Below are 16,866 nucleotides of genomic sequence, written 5' to 3' on the forward strand. Positions count from 1 at the left end.
GAAAAGCCCGCAGATACAATATCTGCGGGCTTTTTCATTTTTTCCGCATATCAATTTATTTCATCGAATTTCAATGTATTTGCCGAGTAATCCCGTGAGTAAGAGGCTCCTAGATACAAAAATGTAGCAAGCGGAATAGTCTACAAAAACTTCATACAAATAAAGAAGATGCAGCAGATTTTGTTGATGCGGAAATAACATTTAAAATATAGTCGAAATTCAATATATTTAAAGCTTAAAACTAATATCCATTTTTCAAAAATCGCATTGAGAATGCCCCTTCCTGAAATTTTTGCAATCCCTAACGAATTATTAGAAAGAAAACGTACTGAAGATGATATATCTATCTTGATTGGAGAAAATGGTAGCGGGAAAAGTTCACTTCTTAATCACATAGCACGAGAATACATTGATTCAAATATACAAGTGATAGCTATTGCGAACACTGTTCATGACAAATTCAATATAAAAAATAAAAGATTTTATTCACTAAAAGCGTCTGAAGGTAAAAGCATAGTACGAAAAGCACTTGTAAACTGCTTAGCAGTCGTAGCAAGAGATGATATGAAAAGGCTTGGTAGTATAGGTAAAACTCTTGTATATGTTGGATTTTGGCCACTACTTGGTTTTAGACTCAGAGGATACGTATACAATGCTATTGAGAAGGTAAATCAGAATGAGGAATTAAGCCCGAAAGCTAAAGATGAAATCACTTATTGTTTAGAAGAATATCAAAGACAATTTGGACACAATGGCAAAACGGCAAAGGTTACGGTGGATGATAGAGAACTACTTCAAATTCGAGATTCTTATTTACTGACATTATTTAAATATGAAGCCGACTTAAGAAAACACAAGATAATTACACGAGTAGAATTTTTCTTATATAGGAAAGACGAAACAATACCACTTAGCAGAGCTAGTTCAGGGGAGCTAACAATGATTACTTCATTACTTTACATTACTGGAATTATCAATCATGACTCAGTAATACTAATTGATGAACCAGAAAACAGTCTGCATCCTAAATGGCAGGTTGAATATATTAAGTATATAAGTGAGCTTTTTTACTTGTATCAACCCAAAATAATAATTGCTACTCATTCTCCTCTACTAATTAATAGTACTGAACTATATTCTAATTCAATCAAAATTTATAAAGGTGATAAAGGGATATTTTCACCTCATTATAATGATTCCAACAATGTTGAAGAAATTTACCAAGAATATTTTGATGTCATTACACCTGAAAATAGATACTTATCTGAGTTATTAGTAAAAAGATTGAATGAATTAGCAGATGGTACCATTTCACTATCTGACTTCGAATCTATAATCCATGAAATCTCCTTAAGTTCTTATGACGAAAAACAAAAAGAGGTCTTGAATGGAATACTTGCTATGGGGAGGAAAATTAAAAAAGTATAAATATCAATGCCACTAACTGCAGAAGATAGGCTTGTAATACAAGCTGCTATAGAACTAGGCGGTAACATTTGGGAGAATGATTTACTGAAAGACATTAAGAGAAAAATCAAAGATCATTGCCTTACAACAACATCATATCAATGCTGCTACTGCAGGACTGATTTCACAGATGAATTTAGAATGGTAATGGACATCGAGCATATATTACCTAAATCAATTTTTAGTGACTTTATGTTTGATGTATTTAATCTAAGTGTATCGTGCAAACGGTGTAACATGAGAATTAAAAAAGAAAGAACAGATTTTCTCCAAGATATAAATCAGGTTCGCCTTAGCCCTATAGACCCCGATCAGTACCTTATTAGCCATCCAAACCTAGAAGACTATTTTCAACACTGCGAATACTTTTCATCTACTCACAATGGAAAAAAGTACATTAAATACGTTCCACTTACCGATAAAGGGGTTTTTACTTATACATATTTTGAATTAGAAAGAAAGGAAATTGAATGCTTAAGTGAAAATCAAGGGGTACGGATAGCCGAAAATGAGATTTCTGAGAATATTCCAATAGACCTAACAAATGAAATTCGACAATTATTAAATAGGTGAGAAGATTAGGAAAGACAAATATAAGGTCACTCATCTCTATTATTATCTTTCATTAAGGCATCAAGCTAGTAATATACTAATTAAATTATACAGTTTATGAGATAGGCTTACAGGTGCTTAGCTTTTCCCAATTTCGCCGCCAGGAATCGATCACCAGGGGATATTTTTTGTGGAATTGTTCTTTATTGTCAATAAAACTGTTTAAAGGTCTTATTTTTTTAACCTTGTAGACAGTTTATTTTAAAGTCTCAGAACTCAAATGAACGAATGAAATTACTTCTTTATAACACGGATTATGATATTACCAATCCTGTCTGCTTCTATATCAATGTATCCATATTCTATCCCATCTTTCATTACTTCAATTTCTCCAGATTGTAGATCTTTCATCGAAACTGCAATGAGTGTTTGTCCGAATGTATCGGTCCTCCCGATAAAAATATGGTTATAGAATACTTCGACATTGGATTGGGGAGTTCTTAAGGAATCAAGTACTGTAACTTTCTTCTTTTCATAAAGAGCTGGTATATTTAGAATTTTAGAGCTATCGCTAAGCATTTCTCTTAATAAGCCATTATCATCTGCAATTAATTTCAGCGACAACAAGAATCTAAGATTTTCAATACTTTTAAATCTATCATTTGTTTCAATTGCCCTTAGAATTAGGGACGACTTTAGCTTTTCCCTTTCTAAATCCCGTTCATTGGAATGTTGAATTACAGAATTCAATAAGGAACCTATTATACCTAATAAGCCAGCTATAACTGCGATTAAATAAGATTGACTAATCCTATATTTTGACTTTATCGCATCACGCTTTATTTTAATTTCAATTTCTTGGAGCTGGATTTCATGTTCAATTTTCTTTATCTCCAACTCCTCTAACCGGTTGGTTGGTGGTTGATCTTGCATAGTATAGAAATGTATAAACTGAATGAATGATCATTTTATATATTGCATATTATCCTTTACAAATTATCAAGAATAAAAAATATCAAATACTCATTGATAACGATTTATTTTCCTGATGCGGAGACCAACCCATCAATATTTCCATTAAATATTCCATGTTGTCACAAATCTCTTCTATAGTTATTATATGCATTTGATTCCATTGAAATTGCCCTCCAAGATATAGGACAAACTTCTCTTCAACAAACATTATCTTCTCAGCTGACAAGGAAACAAATTAGACCATAAATCCAAATACAAAATAATACTTTCTATTGCATTAAACAAAAACCATATACAATAACATAAATAGCAATCGGATTAAATCGAAACTTGAAATATCCTTATCTTTCAAAATTATCAAGAGGTGAGCTAATCTTTTGGGTATTATTTTATACAACTTTGACCTTGCATTCAAAACTTTAGGCTCAGTAGGTTCAATCCCATGAGCAGATACGAAGTTCTTTTAACAACGCATTAAATCAAATAAATTACGATATCGAGGCGTCGCATTGCCGTTCCGACTTAATTAAGGGCCTTCCTTTTAGTAAGGCTCTTTTCATTAAATCTTATTTAAGATGAAGAAACTCCTTGATGCCTTGTAACACAAATTTGATTGGCAAGAACATTAGTATTATATAGGCAATACTCCACAAAAATTATCCTATGCTTTGTTACTATGTCACCACAACAAGTGGCTTAAGTTAAATGTCTTGATAATGTACAAAACTCACTGTAAAGTCGATTTCATCTCACGGACAGATGTTGAGTGGTAATGTTTATTAACTGTTTCATCACCTTTAAAATAATTCTAATTCTCGACCTCCCTTTTCGACAGTTTTTACCTGAAGGCAGCCAGTTATGCACTAACTTCTAACTTATACCCCCTACCCCGTTTCACCACAATTTTAACCTTCGGATCTGACTCCAGCTTTTTCCTGAGTTTTGAAATAAACATATCAAGACTGCGGCCCACAATAACCCCTTCATCTTCCCATATTTCTTTCTGCAATCGGGTCCGTTCAATTGTCTCGTTTGGGGACAATGCGAAAATATGCAGTACCCGCGCTTCCGTAGCAGTGAGGTCTATAGTCGTTTCGTTTATTATCAACTTGCGGGCGACTGCATCGAACAACATTGCACCTAAAGCGATCACACCAGTTTGCGGAGCCTCAGGAAGGATCGTTCGCGGCTTAAAAGACCTCAGGAAAATGAATGCAATGATGGCTAAAACCGACAAGCCACCCATGAGAGATACCTTTTTTACATTGTTTACATTCGCCGGTTTAAACTGAATGTCCACCAAATAACAGGCGGAGGGTTGCTTTCTCCCTCTACATGCCAGGATGTTATCTCTTTTACCTGCTGAAATGGCAAACCCATAGGCAACACTGCCGTCGCTACAGTTTAGCACATTAACAATATAATCAGTTGCTAACCAATTGTTTGACAATGAGCGTTGCGTAATACTTATCAGGGAGTCGGGTTGAAAAGTAAAAGGATGCTCGAAGCTAATCTGGTATTCATGCTCTCCGATCTTTTTTACAGGAAGTACTCTGGATGTCCGGTCGCCAGACTGCAAAAGCAGTTCATGGCCTATCTGGCGGAGTAAAACTGTTCTTCTGGCGATGTCAAAATCGTCACTTCTTTTCATGCTAAATGCCAGGCAGACGATGAAGATACACGAAAGTAATATCAAACCAAACAGGTACTTCCGCCTTCCGGAAAGGAAATTCAGGCTTTCAGGCATATGCTTTACGATTTATTTACAAAGGTTACATTTTTATTTACAATCCAGATTTCCTGGCTGAAAAGCAGGCAGTTAATTTCGTTGAAATCAAATTTTTACGATATGGAAAATAAAAAAGCTGCCTCAAACGGACCAGGTTTACCAGGAGATAAATCTAGGTTAATTAATCCGACAATAAATATGAAAAAAGCTATTTATGCGCTGATCTTACCGCTGGTGGTGATAAGCGGGTTGGTATTTGCTTACGACGATATCACAAAGGGGACTGCTAAAAAATCAACGCCGAAACCCCACACTGCTGAGGAAATAAAAGCAGAAAGGAAAAGATGGGAAACTACCCCTGCTGGTATAATGTTTAAACAATGGGAGGCTTCACCCGAAGGTAATAAAGTACTATCTGCTGCTGCTAAAATCGGTAAAGAGGTAAGAGATGCTGCTAACATGGAGGCTGTTGTCACCTCCCTTACGCTGCCGCCAGGCTCACGGGTAGGCTTCGGCTTGATGGTGAGCATTAAGGGTAACGACTATATTCTTAGTTTTGGGGCCGAAAATGCTTACAATGAATTTCAGCAACTGCACACCCTGAAGGTAAACGACAAGATAATTTTAAGAAGCCGCGGCGTATCCTACGCACCCAAGTATCCATATCCAATAGTATTCGCTGATTATGTAGAACGAGATAGTAAAATAATTTATAAACGTGTGCCACACGGTGACGGCTGTTGACACATGCTCAATTTTAGATCAGAAATGGATCAAACGGAAACATATGGCTACCCGGAAGATTTTTGGGTAGCCATTCAAATTTAATTATATAATCGTGTGTCCTACATCTTCACAACCTACACCGCTGCATATTGCACCTGCAATATCTCCTCCGTCAGCATTTTATTCTCCACTATTTTAAACCTGGTAACAAAGTTGTCTTTATCCCCGATTACCCCTCCATCTCCAACAATAACAGGAATCAGGTTAAAGAAAATGTCCGTTACCAGGCCAGCCTCCAGAAATGCATTGTATGTTTTGGTACCACCCCCAAGCACTGTTGCAGTGAATCCCTTCTCTGATAAGTAAGAAAGTGCTTCTTCCGGTGTGCGGGCGACTTTATATTTATCGCTGCTGAAGTTGCCTGCTGAAAGTACCACTATCTCAACCCCGGGAAATACCTGCTCTGCACCGCCAAAGGATTCCAGTACCTTGAAAGTAGCGCTGCCCAACACCAAACTCTTAATATTGTTGGTTAGCTGAAAAAAGTATCCTAAAGCTTCCTGCGGCACATTATGATTAGATTTGCCAGCCAGTAATACCTGGCCATTGTGTGATATATTTGCGATCAAATTTACTTTCATAATTATTGAATTTGAGATTGTTTGTTAAAAATCCACATCAACATTCTTTTTCTGCCATTCAAAGTGGCCAGTCCTTTTTGCAACCAGCCACTGATGATTGATATGTACATATTCATCCTCATAGGTAGCGCCAATGGTAGTGGTTATTTTGTTGCCGGCCTCCTTGCTAATGAGGGTGATAAAGCAATACAATTTTCCCTGTGCATAGTTGCCGTTAAGTGTGATGACGTGCTGACCATTGAAGTGATAAACTGTCTCAACCTGCTGCAGAAATTGGTTAAATGCTGCTGCCATTTCCTTTCGACCTGTAATTTTCAAAATGGTTTTGCCATCAGCAATGGTTTCTGAAATGGCATCTGCTGTGAATAGTTGCACCTGCTGCTCAAAGTCTTTTTTATCAGCGAGCATGGATATGCGATCAACCAGTTCCTTAATAGCAATTTTATCCGCTAATTCATTTGTATTCATGCTAAATATGATTAACCGTGAGTGCTATTTTACCCTGGATATTACCTGCGGCTGCTCTGGCATGGGCTTGACTGGCAGCTTCCAATGGGAACACGCTATCAATAACCGTTTTAATAACGCCCTGCTCTATCAGCTCAGCTAATGCGGTAAGTTGTGGACCGCTTGAACGTACTTGCGTTGCCGATACTGTTACACCCAATTTTTCCGCTTCAGCGGCGCCTGAGAACCCGAGTGGGAAAATTGGAAATAATGCACCTCCCTTCTTCAGTATTTTCAGGAACCTGCCTGTGGTGGGGCCACCGACTGCATCAACTACCAGGTCCACATCAGAGACTATCTCGTTGGCGGAGTATTTCGTGTAATCAATAAATTCATCCGCACCCAGCTCTCTCAAAATACTTTCCTGTTTTGTAGATGCCACTGCGATTACATATGCCCCCTTCCATTTAGCCAACTGCACTACAAAATGGCCTACGCCCCCGGCAGCGCCGTTTACCAATACTTTCTTTCCTGCCAGTGGAACGGGCTCGTGGCGGTTGGGCTGAAGCGGATTGGGTTCATTGTGGCCCTGGTCAATCAGAAACTGCCATGCAGTGAGTAAGGACATAGGGGCTGCTGCCGCCTGAACAAAATCTACATTTTTAGGTTTTAAGGCGATCTCCGAAGCCGGCACGCTTACATATTGAGCATAGGCCTGACTTGCACCATAACTCGGAAATCGTACCATGCTATAAACTTCATCACCGGCTTCTAATCCTTCCACCCCTTCGGCTACTTCGGTGATAATGCCTGATATATCTGTACCCAGAATGATAGGGAAAGGTACTTTGGGCTGCCATTCCGGCGGCAACATTTTATATCCATCCCGCAGGTACCAGTCAGGTGGATTTAACCCAATTGCTTTTACTTTTACCAGCACTTCACCTTTTTTCGGTGCAGGCACCGGAGCATCCTCGTAACGAAGTACTTCAGGGCCTCCGAATTCGTGCTGTCTGATTGCTTTCATCACCATTGGTCTGCTACTCTTCTGTTCAATACTTAAGCTCATCTTTTGTAGTTTTTTAATGTGCAACAAAAGTAAATTAGTAGTATACTTGTGACAAGTATGTACTTATTTGTATCCTACACACCATTAGTAATGTATTGTTGATTATCAATACTTTAAAAAATGAGAAAGAAAGAAAAAAGTTGTTCGGAAGCGGCTACCTGCTCGGTAGATTATGCCTTTAAACGTATCGGCGGGAAATATAAAGGCCGTATTTTATGGTACCTGCACGAGCATTCGATTTTGCGTTACGGGGAATTGAGCAGGACCATGCCCGACATCACCACTAAAATGCTGACGCAAACATTAAGAGAGTTGGAAAGTGATCATTTAATCAATCGAAAAGTATATCTTGAAGTACCGCCGAAAGTGGAGTATACACTAACGGAAGTAGGGCAAGGACTTGTTCCGTTTATCAGGTATCTGAAAGAATGGGGGGATGAGCAGATGAAGGCGGAGCGGAAGAAGGCGAAAATGGCAGGAGGTTGATAAGGTTGTAGTGGCCATCTGTCTATTCTTTACCACGGTATGGAAATTCGAATTACTTATCGTATTTTTTTGAATGATTGAATTAAAGTATATCTTGCACACCCAATTTGTAAATGTCCAAATACTTTAATTAACTGAGGCCCTTATTTTTATCGTGATCTTTTTAAGTACCTATCAACCATAAAATACTTTTTAAATTAAAAATCCTTATTGCCATGAAAAAACTGCTCGACGCCTTGTAACACCAAAAGTGTTTACAAGTGAGAACAAGAAAAATTTTTGAAACTACTGACCATCGCAGGACGTATAACCTGGTCAAAAGAAGATTGTATTCCATTTGCACAAGATGCCACTGGCATCCTACCATCTGGCTTCATTGCACTGACAACCCTTTGAGAACCACATGGTATCACGGTGACGCGAATATTCATCCAGATGATATGAAATTCAAATACCCACCCAGTTGGAAAATTGTTTCAAAAAACCAGAAACAATGGATGAAGAAAAAATTCAAGTCAAAAACCACTATCATGCTTGATGGAAGTCTTTGGATTGAAAAGTGGTGGTAATTACAAGAAATTAAGAAAAGCCTTATAGCAAAAAGCTGTAAGGCTTTAATTTTACAAATCTCTATTTATGAAATCATTTATCCTAACCCTTAGTTTGGTTATTTCCGTACTCTTAATACATGGGCAGCACCCTGTTGAAGAAGGCAAAAAATTATACCGAAGCGAAATGGCTTCCTGGTATGGAACAGATGTTTTTGGCGAATACCTCCGGCACCGTGCTTATAGAGTTGGTGGCTATTTTTCCTATGAAAAAGGCAACGATATCAATTGTATTTTCTTCTCCAACGATACTATCCCTGTAACGCTTGGCATCATCACTTTCGACAGTACATTCTCCATACAAAACGCAAGAATAGACAGCACCCAGCGAGCATTGACAGATGAAGAATCAGCCTATACTTTACTTAGAAAGAAGACAAAGGAAGCGCTTAACACAGATACCATCTTCCAATACTATAAGAATACTGGCTTTAACATTATTCCTGTTATTGATAATTATGGAAAGAGAGTATATGTTTTAACCGGCCCCAAAACCAATAATGTGGTAATATTTGGGAATGATTACCTTGTAACCTTTGATAAAAGAAATAATATCAAAGACATCCAACGACTTCATAAAAACATTATGATGATTGAAACGGATAAGGAAGTCCAGGAAGGGGTAAGCATGCACTCACATACAGCGGAAACCGGAGAATCTATCACAGCAACAGATGTATGTACACTCATGCTCTATGCGCAATCGGCTAAGTGGACACAACATTATGTGCTTGCTCCTAAACAAATATCCATATGGGATTGTAAGAAAAATTCAGTATTTGTGTTAAGCAGAAAGGCGTGGGACAAGATCAATCAGAAGTAATGGCGCCAGGTGCTTTGAAGTCAGCCATATTTTCGTTTTGCCTTGTCCAAATCCGGGCTACTTTTTCCACCTGATCATTGGTCATACTTTCAGTGCGAATCCATGTCCTTACACCATGGATCATCACCATGGACGCCTTATGCACCTCAATAAAATATTTCAAGTCGCGTCCATTATCCAACAGGATCGAACCAAAAGTTAATGGCTTCTTTGCATAATAATCTTTAAAATCACCGTGTGATTTGTCTTTCGCTCCGATTCTGTTGCCAGCCATGAGCGTCCCATTCTCTTTAGTTACCAGTTTACGGGTAGTCAATACACTGAAATTATCAGCATCAATAATTGTGGAGCAAATGACCAGCTCATTTTCCGAAAGCTCAATTTCAATTCCCGAATACCATTGAATAAACTCAGCATTATCCGTATAAAACCGGGTCCATTTAAAGTCATAGGGCTTCATAGTGCTTCTCTTTATAGCAGCTATGGAAATGTTATGAATACTTTTATCGGATTTCATTTTTAAGCGTTACTACGTTTTTATTCAACAAATCATTAATAACCTGCTCTCCCCTGGTTTTTCCTTAGGTGCACGGTGCAAACAAGGCAGCACCTTACTTTCCGGATGGTCTACTGCCAGTCTCCAAAGATTCCCGACACCCAGGTTGATGATTTGAGCACCAGGTTTGGGTTGGTAATGCAGGTCAAAAAAATTATCATTCAGGAATGCTTCAAAACCTTCTTCGGGACCATCATAAAGCTCTTTTAATGCAGCACGCATTTCCGGAATAAGTATCTTCTGCACTCCCTGCTCGTTGGGTAATATATCACTGGACTCACCATAGTAAGTACACAGGAAGGTATCCGTTGCTACCGGCGACCTATCTACGTGGAAAGAATATACATCTGTTGGAAACAGCGGAAAGGAATCATCCCGCTCATAATATTTGATAACATTAAGTGCCGGCTGGGCACCATATTCCGTTAACGCATTCCAATCGTTTAGGAGGACTTCACGGGCAAGGTTCCCCTGCTCACTTAGCTGCAATGCTTCAAGATCTGCCGGTTCCAGGGCGGTGATGTTCCCGTCGAGTGTTACCTTTTCTATGATCTCAGCAAAATTCCCTTTTAATGTACGGCTCCAGCACATCGCATTGATCGCTCCGGCGAATGGTGTAGCAACCAGGTCGTGAAAGTTGGTGACGTGTGTAATACTTTTAGCATTAAAAGATGAATTCAGCATATATCATAAATTGGCCAATCAGCGGCAATATACAGAAATAGTCGCTATGCAAACCGAATGAACCCTCCAGGCACTGGGCTCAAACATTCAATATGACTTATTGAAACGAAATAATTGAGTATATTAGAAGGCAATAATATATATCACCTTATGAAAAAACTACTCGACGCCTTGTAACACCAAACGTGTTCACAAGTGAAATTTTACAAATGCCTTAAGGAAACTACACACCGCCGGACTTATAACCTCGCCAGGCGAGAACTCTATGCCAAATGTACTATATGCCCCTGGCACCCTACTTATTGGCAGCACTGTCCGGACAATCCGTATATTTCCATGGTCTACAAGGGACCCAAAAAGGATAAGTTCAGGTTCCAACATCCACCAAATTGGAAACTTGTTTCCAAAAACAGGAAACAATGGATGAAGAAAAAATTTGTATCAGAAACTACTATTATGTTGGATGGAAGTTTATATATCCGCATGAGATGGTAGCTATTAAAAGCATTTCTTACATTCTCTGACTGTAAGAAATGCTTTTTAATATACTAAATTTCCACCTCCCCAAAAAAGGTGTTTTCACGGTTTATTTAATTATCTGAAACCCTACCTTTGCATCTACATACGGGCACCCCTCAAACAAATTCCCTCAAACTATCCGGACGCCCCTCATTTGATACACATTTTCTCTCTGCTATTTAAATAACCATTTAAAACAAATCGAAAATGCAAAGCGTAGAAAAAATCGCCCCAGACAAAAAGGCCGCCGCCACCGCATCAGGATTCCATTTCCGTACGCCGGCAGACATCCAGGATTTTGCAAACCAGCCCGCAAAACAAACTATGATGAATGCCCTGTGGAGCAATCACCTCAATGGATTTACGCAACAAGGCATGTTGAATAATCCATGGAATACCATCAACACACCAGCACCCACAAATTATTACAACCCTATCGACAACAATCCCACCAGCAGCGCAGCAAATATTCAATGGCTGGCTTTTCCGGGACGACTCGAATTCAACTTCCCCAGCGCCTCACCCGATCAGCTGTATCAAATGGCGGATACCGGCGTTATGCCCGGACAAATATCCAATGATCCATGCGGCACCGGACAAAACGTGCCATATTTCCCGTACGGCCCAAGAGGATGGCAGGATGAATATTGCGAATGGGCAGTAACCCGGAACGATGCAGGAAAAATTACACGCATTGACTTTACCTGCGAAAATCCTGAATACTGGAATACCTTATGGTCCATAGATCCTAATCAGGTGCTGGCACTGTATCAGTCTATTCTCGACAAACCCCAGATCACCCTGAAGGATTTATCAGTACCTGGTGTAGTAGACCCGATTACCAACCTGCCGGTTTATAACCCGCTGAATAAATGGAATAGCGGACCAGTATCCAGCGCCACCGAAGGCGGCGCCATCCACCTCACCAGTACGCCCAATACCATACAAACAGAGATCGGCCTGGCAACTACCTCTACCGTACAACGCTTCAACCCTCCTCCTCCACCCGCTACCACCAACACTATGTGGCCATCTGCACAATACAACAACCTGATTTGTATTGGCCAGTTCGGTCAAAGGTATCGCAACAGCGACCCTAACATCGGCGGTACAGTGAATAATTTTGTAACGGCAGGTAATGTGGTCACCCTCGCTGACCCTCCGGGACTCTACATTCAAATGCCTGATTTCTCCAACTACGTAACGCCGGATGGCACAGATGCCTCTACCTTCTGGACCATTAAGCGTGGCAGCAAATCACTGAAAGATCAATCCGGCAATCCACTGCCAGGTAACTTCATCCTGCATGCGGTATTTGAAGTACCAGCTGACTTTCCTTATACCGTCGGGGACATCAAAATCTCCGGAAAGCCAATCAGCTGGGGCTCTCAGGTAGCCTATACTTTTAAAATGCAGATTGTAGCCAGCGCATATACCGGCACCACCCCACAAGGTTACGAACCGGTCGATAATACCCCGCCGGACAAAACATTTGCACAACCGGTTCAACTATTCTATCAGGACTATTTTGATACCTTATACAGCATCAAGGTAGCTAACCCGGTAAACCATCCGATTCCTTTGCTGAGCAACAGTACCTACATACCTGCCGTAATCAATATCGGCACTACCGCTGCTAAAATGGTAGTAGTGGTAGATACCTGTACCGCACAACCCAATCAGCCAGCCACCTACCCTGCCGTAACGTTCGATGATCCCAATATCACTGCACAGGTTACCGCAGTAAAAAACAACATCAGCTACGCTGTACCGGGTAATAGTCAACCCAGCACCTACCAGGCACTATACATCACCGTAGCCGTTGGCAACAAAACAGCCGCCGGTGAACATGGTGTGTATGTCACCAACGCAGGCCAGAGCCGCTCCGTAGCAATGCCGGCACTACTGACTGTAACACCAGTTACCTGTCAGGCTACCATTGCCTGGCAGAATACCGGAGTAATCGTAAATGCAAATACCAAAACTACCGTCAACTACACCTCCGGCCTATGGACTGCCAACCCGGCCGATAACGGCGGACAGTTGTACAATGCGGCAGGTAATCCAACCTTCTTCCCCGCTCCTCCGGGCTACCCGCTCGCAGGACAAAACATCGGTGCATTACTCGGCCGTATAGGCAACACCGTATTCCTGATTGGCCTGGGAACCATTGTTCCTGCTAATCTCAGCGGTGAATTGCAGCTGTGCATTAATGACGACCTCAATAAACAATACGGTGCCGGATTAACAGATAATATCGGTGCAGTTAGTGTAACCATTGAGGTAAGCTGACAGTGTAATCACCAACTTGACAGTTCGATAAATGAGAGGAGGCACATATAAAAAATATGTGCCTCTATTTATCCATTTAAACCCTGCAAACATGAAAAGATCCTTAGCTTTTATAATCATTACCTGCACCATTCTATTCACCAGTCAGTTCATCATAACAGCATTTAAACCAGACAACGTAAGTAAACAACGACCGCTTACCACTAACAGCTGCAACTGCTACGCCAGCACCCCGCTTTACAACGTTGTCATCAATTTCAACAATAAAGTTCCTGGCGACCTGCCGGCGTTCAATAATCAGTCGCAAGCGGATTGCTTCGCCTGGCAGGAATTCATTACACTCAACTGGCCCATCGACAGCACCAAATCCTTCGGGGCACCCAGGGATTTTTCGCCCGTAGGCTGGGAAAAATACATGCCGTTAGAAGTACTGTTTCAGCCAAACGGTGTAAAGCCTTCCCCATGGGGCACGCTGGTATCACCTCAATACGCTGCCAGGTTTAAGACCCAAAACCTGCTGATGAATACAAATAATACGAAGCTCTTAACCTTCACTACCAAATTTGCAGTGGACTCTAACTTCCGATTGAGTCCGGACCAGGCAGCACCTTCCGACAAACCTAACTGGCTGGGCGCCCAAAACGGTACCAATTTGTGGTATGAGATTAAGCTGAATAAAGACTACTATGATTTCGTTATAAAAAATGGCTACTATAACGCCGTCACACAGCACGATTCCGTACAGAACGGCGTCCCGCTTAACTTCCCGCAGGGTCAGTATAACGGCCCAGTAGGCGCCATCGAAATAAAAGCCGCCTGGATGGAAGTGGACGACCTCAGCTCACCAAAATGGGAACGTTATAAACTATCCAGGGCCACTGTGTACGATTCTGCCACGGGCAAACTAAGGGAAACCAATGTAGCCCTCGTTGGCCTGCACATCCTGCACAAAACGCAGAACCAGCCCACCTGGGTTTGGGCCACCTTTGAACAGATAGATAATGTACCGGAGAACGGGCAGCCAGCCCCACCCTATGGTTATAATTTCAACAGCTCCAATTGTACTTCCCGCCAGGTAAGTCTCAATGGCGGCGGCACGGCAACGGTTGGCTGCGCACCTAATACCTCCCCGCCATATTATCTGTCGCAGGCCGCACCGGTGCCTATACAGATAACCCGATCAAATGCGATTGACCAGTCGGATGCGGCACCTATCAATGACAGTATGCAAAACAATATCAAAAGATTTTATCCGCAGTCGGTGTTTCAGTATTACCAGCTCGTAGATGTGATCTGGTCACAAACCCTGCAACCAGATAAAACGAAGCCCATCCAGGCACCTTTTCCGCTCAATACCTCCGCCATGCTCAGTGGCGCGCATATCGTAGCTAATACCACCATGGAGAGCTATGTGCAGAATACCCTCACCTGCTATAGCTGTCATAAATACAGCACTATTGCACCTTTCCCGGGTGACTCTGTAAATAATAATGTTTTTGGAGACTTTAGTTTCGCTATTTCAGCAGCCCAATACCCAACAGCAAAGGCGAAGAAAAAACGCTGATCAAACCACAGCAACACTAAAAAGCCTTACAGCATTTTGTTGTAAGGCTTTTTATTTGCGGCATTATTGCAACACGTCATAACTTTTATGTAGTTGGTCAAATGTTCCCCTTCCTGCCCCTGTAATCTCTTTACCTTTTTGCCATGAAACCAGTTCATCTCCTTTACATACTTGCCGTGGCAAAAGTATTATTGCCCTTTTTCCTGCAGGACTCCCAATGGGAGCCGCACCGGGACGAATTACTCTACCTTGCGGAAGCAAGACATATGGCCTGGGGCTATATGGAAGCGCCACCCCTGCTCTCCGTTTTCGCCTGGCTCACCAACCTGATGGGCGGCGCCATGTGGGCCATTAAAATCTGGCCCTCACTGGCCGGTGCACTCACCTACGCCCTTGCCGGCCACCTGGTGTTACATTTTGGTGGTCGCTGGTTTGCCCTGGTGTTGGCCTGGCTGCCATTTATAGCAGGCGCCTGGCTAAGAATGCATTTTTTATTCCAGCCGAATTTCCTGGATATTTTTTGGTGGACCGCCATGGCATACGGGTTGATCAGATTTAAACAAACAGGGAAACCAATATTTCTCTATATGGCTGGACTTAGTCTGGGCCTGGGCATGCTGAGCAAATACACCATTGTGTTTTATGCTGCCGGCCTGCTGGGCGGCTTAATACTTACCTGGGACAAGCAGCTGTTATCCAACCGTCATTTCTACCTGGCAGCCGGGCTGGGTTTACTGATTTGCCTGCCGAACCTCTGGTGGCAGGCTGCTAACGGCTACCCGATTGTGTACCACATGAAAGCGCTGCAGGATGGCCAGCTACAATACCTCAGTCCATGGAGCTTTCTCACGGACCAGCTGCTCTTCAACCTGGCGGGGTTTTTCATCTGGATCACAGGGTTAATATGGGCTGCCCGCACCCAATCTTACCGGTTTATGGCCTGGGCATTTTTGATAACCATTGCCCTTCTGATGATGGGCCACGGTAAGAGCTATTACTCGCAAGGCGCCTATCCGGTGCTGTTTGCACTGGGTGCCACACAGCTGGAAGCCTGGGCAGGCAAATGGTGGAAGCTGGGAATGGTAGCATTTATACTCTTTATTGGCTACACGGAGTTGCCACTGTTGCTTCCCACCAAACCGCCGGCGCAATTGGCCGCATACTACCAGCACCATAAACTGGCCAGTAAGGTGGGCGTGCTTCAGTGGGAAGATCAACAGGATCATGCGCTGCCACAGGACTTCGCAGACATGCTGGCCTGGGAGGAAATCACCCAAAAGGTAGCCAAAGCCTACAATACACTGGATAGCTCAGAAAAGGCCGGCACATTACTGTTCTGCGACAACTACGGGCAGGCCGGAGCAGTCAACTATTATGGCGCTAAATATCACCTGCCGCCCGCTTACAGCGATAATGCCAGCTTTCTGTACTGGATGCCGCCTAATTTCGAGCAGTTCGACATCATTCTGCTGGTTACACATGATAAGCAGGAAATGCAATATGGATTTATGAAAGAGTTCAATAGTACACAGTTGGCGGACAGTATAACGAATCCATACGCACGGGAGCATGGCTCATTGGTGATATTAATGAAGGGCCCCAGCGAAGCATTTCGGCAAGCCTTCCGCGATAAGATCAACCAGAGCAGGCTAAAAACCACTGCCGCAGGGGCCACTCAGCTATTAAAGCCCAGTCCGCTGGACGAGGGAGGCACCATGCATTAGCGGC

The 16,866-nt window shown here is 42.1% G+C and carries 15 protein-coding genes; 8 read left to right on the top strand and 7 right to left on the bottom strand.

The genetic code is table 11. The annotated features are described in order from the left end of the window. Positions 1 to 273 precede the first annotated feature (273 nt). Both BUB18_RS23940 and BUB18_RS23945 read left to right on the top strand, forming a co-directional pair. A complete protein-coding gene (locus tag BUB18_RS23940) occupies positions 274 to 1,428 on the top strand; it encodes an AAA family ATPase (RefSeq protein WP_073085905.1) in 1,155 nt (384 codons plus the stop codon). Positions 1,429 to 1,434: 6 nt separating this feature from the next. Further along, on the top strand, positions 1,435 to 2,040 hold the full coding sequence (locus BUB18_RS23945; RefSeq protein ID WP_073085907.1) for an HNH endonuclease domain-containing protein: 606 nt from the start codon (positions 1,435 to 1,437) through the stop codon (positions 2,038 to 2,040). A 273-nt stretch (positions 2,041 to 2,313) separates the two neighbouring features. Here the strand turns inward: BUB18_RS23945 and BUB18_RS23950 are convergent, their stop codons facing one another. Together BUB18_RS23950 and BUB18_RS23955 are read right to left on the bottom strand one after the other, a co-directional pair. Continuing rightward, the gene (locus BUB18_RS23950) at positions 2,314 to 2,952 is read right to left on the bottom strand and encodes a hypothetical protein (protein WP_073085909.1); all 639 of its coding nucleotides are present in this window, start codon (positions 2,950 to 2,952) and stop codon (positions 2,314 to 2,316) included. An 898-nt stretch (positions 2,953 to 3,850) separates the two neighbouring features. Beyond that, positions 3,851 to 4,741: a winged helix-turn-helix domain-containing protein gene (locus BUB18_RS23955; RefSeq protein ID WP_073085911.1), complete on the bottom strand. Its 891-nt coding sequence runs from the start codon at positions 4,739 to 4,741 to the stop codon at positions 3,851 to 3,853. Positions 4,742 to 4,843: 102 nt separating this feature from the next. Between BUB18_RS23955 and BUB18_RS23960 the strand changes: the two genes are divergently transcribed. Continuing rightward, complete coding sequence (locus tag BUB18_RS23960; protein WP_245805730.1) at positions 4,844 to 5,467, top strand: hypothetical protein; 624 nt, start codon at positions 4,844 to 4,846, stop codon at positions 5,465 to 5,467. 116 nt (positions 5,468 to 5,583) lie between these two features. Here BUB18_RS23960 and BUB18_RS23965 read toward each other — a convergent pair whose 3' ends face one another. Genes BUB18_RS23965 through BUB18_RS23975 form a run of 3 tightly spaced genes read right to left on the bottom strand, consistent with a single transcriptional unit; the run spans position 5,584 to position 7,606 of the window. Next, on the bottom strand, positions 5,584 to 6,090 hold the full coding sequence (locus tag BUB18_RS23965; RefSeq protein WP_073085913.1) for a dihydrofolate reductase family protein: 507 nt from the start codon (positions 6,088 to 6,090) through the stop codon (positions 5,584 to 5,586). Between the two features lie 24 nt (positions 6,091 to 6,114). Further along, positions 6,115 to 6,558, bottom strand: a complete 444-nt coding sequence (locus tag BUB18_RS23970; RefSeq protein WP_073085915.1) for a nuclear transport factor 2 family protein — start codon at positions 6,556 to 6,558, stop codon at positions 6,115 to 6,117. Between the two features lies 1 nt (position 6,559). Then, a complete protein-coding gene (locus BUB18_RS23975; RefSeq protein WP_245805731.1) occupies positions 6,560 to 7,606 on the bottom strand; it encodes an NADP-dependent oxidoreductase in 1,047 nt (348 codons plus the stop codon). 120 nt (positions 7,607 to 7,726) lie between these two features. On the opposite strand from BUB18_RS23975, the gene BUB18_RS23980 reads away from it, so the two are divergent. Beyond that, positions 7,727 to 8,092 carry a winged helix-turn-helix transcriptional regulator gene (locus BUB18_RS23980; protein WP_073085917.1) on the top strand — a complete coding sequence of 122 codons (366 nt, stop codon included), beginning with the start codon at positions 7,727 to 7,729 and terminating at the stop codon, positions 8,090 to 8,092. 636 nt (positions 8,093 to 8,728) lie between these two features. Beyond that, positions 8,729 to 9,523, top strand: coding sequence for a hypothetical protein (locus tag BUB18_RS23985; RefSeq protein WP_073085919.1), 795 nt, complete (start codon positions 8,729 to 8,731; stop codon positions 9,521 to 9,523). Here the strand turns inward: BUB18_RS23985 and BUB18_RS23990 are convergent. Beyond that, complete coding sequence (locus BUB18_RS23990) at positions 9,510 to 9,983, bottom strand: hypothetical protein (protein ID WP_143160078.1); 474 nt, start codon at positions 9,981 to 9,983, stop codon at positions 9,510 to 9,512. The two genes, BUB18_RS23985 and BUB18_RS23990, sit on opposite strands and share 14 nt — an antisense overlap. A gap of 81 nt (positions 9,984 to 10,064) precedes the next feature. Next, positions 10,065 to 10,763: a hypothetical protein gene (locus tag BUB18_RS23995; protein WP_143160079.1), complete on the bottom strand. Its 699-nt coding sequence runs from the start codon at positions 10,761 to 10,763 to the stop codon at positions 10,065 to 10,067. A gap of 726 nt (positions 10,764 to 11,489) precedes the next feature. On the opposite strand from BUB18_RS23995, the gene BUB18_RS24000 reads away from it, so the two are divergent. The 3 genes from BUB18_RS24000 to BUB18_RS24010 all read left to right on the top strand — a co-directional run bounded on the left by BUB18_RS24000 (position 11,490) and on the right by BUB18_RS24010 (position 16,862). Further along, positions 11,490 to 13,574, top strand: a complete 2,085-nt coding sequence (locus tag BUB18_RS24000; RefSeq protein ID WP_073085923.1) for a hypothetical protein — start codon at positions 11,490 to 11,492, stop codon at positions 13,572 to 13,574. 91 nt (positions 13,575 to 13,665) lie between these two features. Then, positions 13,666 to 15,138 (top strand): hypothetical protein, encoded by a 1,473-nt coding sequence (locus BUB18_RS24005; protein ID WP_073085925.1) that lies wholly within the window; start codon positions 13,666 to 13,668, stop codon positions 15,136 to 15,138. A 143-nt stretch (positions 15,139 to 15,281) separates the two neighbouring features. Then, a complete protein-coding gene (locus BUB18_RS24010; protein ID WP_083550681.1) occupies positions 15,282 to 16,862 on the top strand; it encodes a glycosyltransferase family 39 protein in 1,581 nt (526 codons plus the stop codon). Positions 16,863 to 16,866: the final 4 nt, after the last annotated feature.

The organism is Chitinophaga jiangningensis (assembly GCF_900142605.1).
Taxonomy (GTDB): Bacteria; Bacteroidota; Bacteroidia; order Chitinophagales; family Chitinophagaceae; genus Chitinophaga; species Chitinophaga jiangningensis.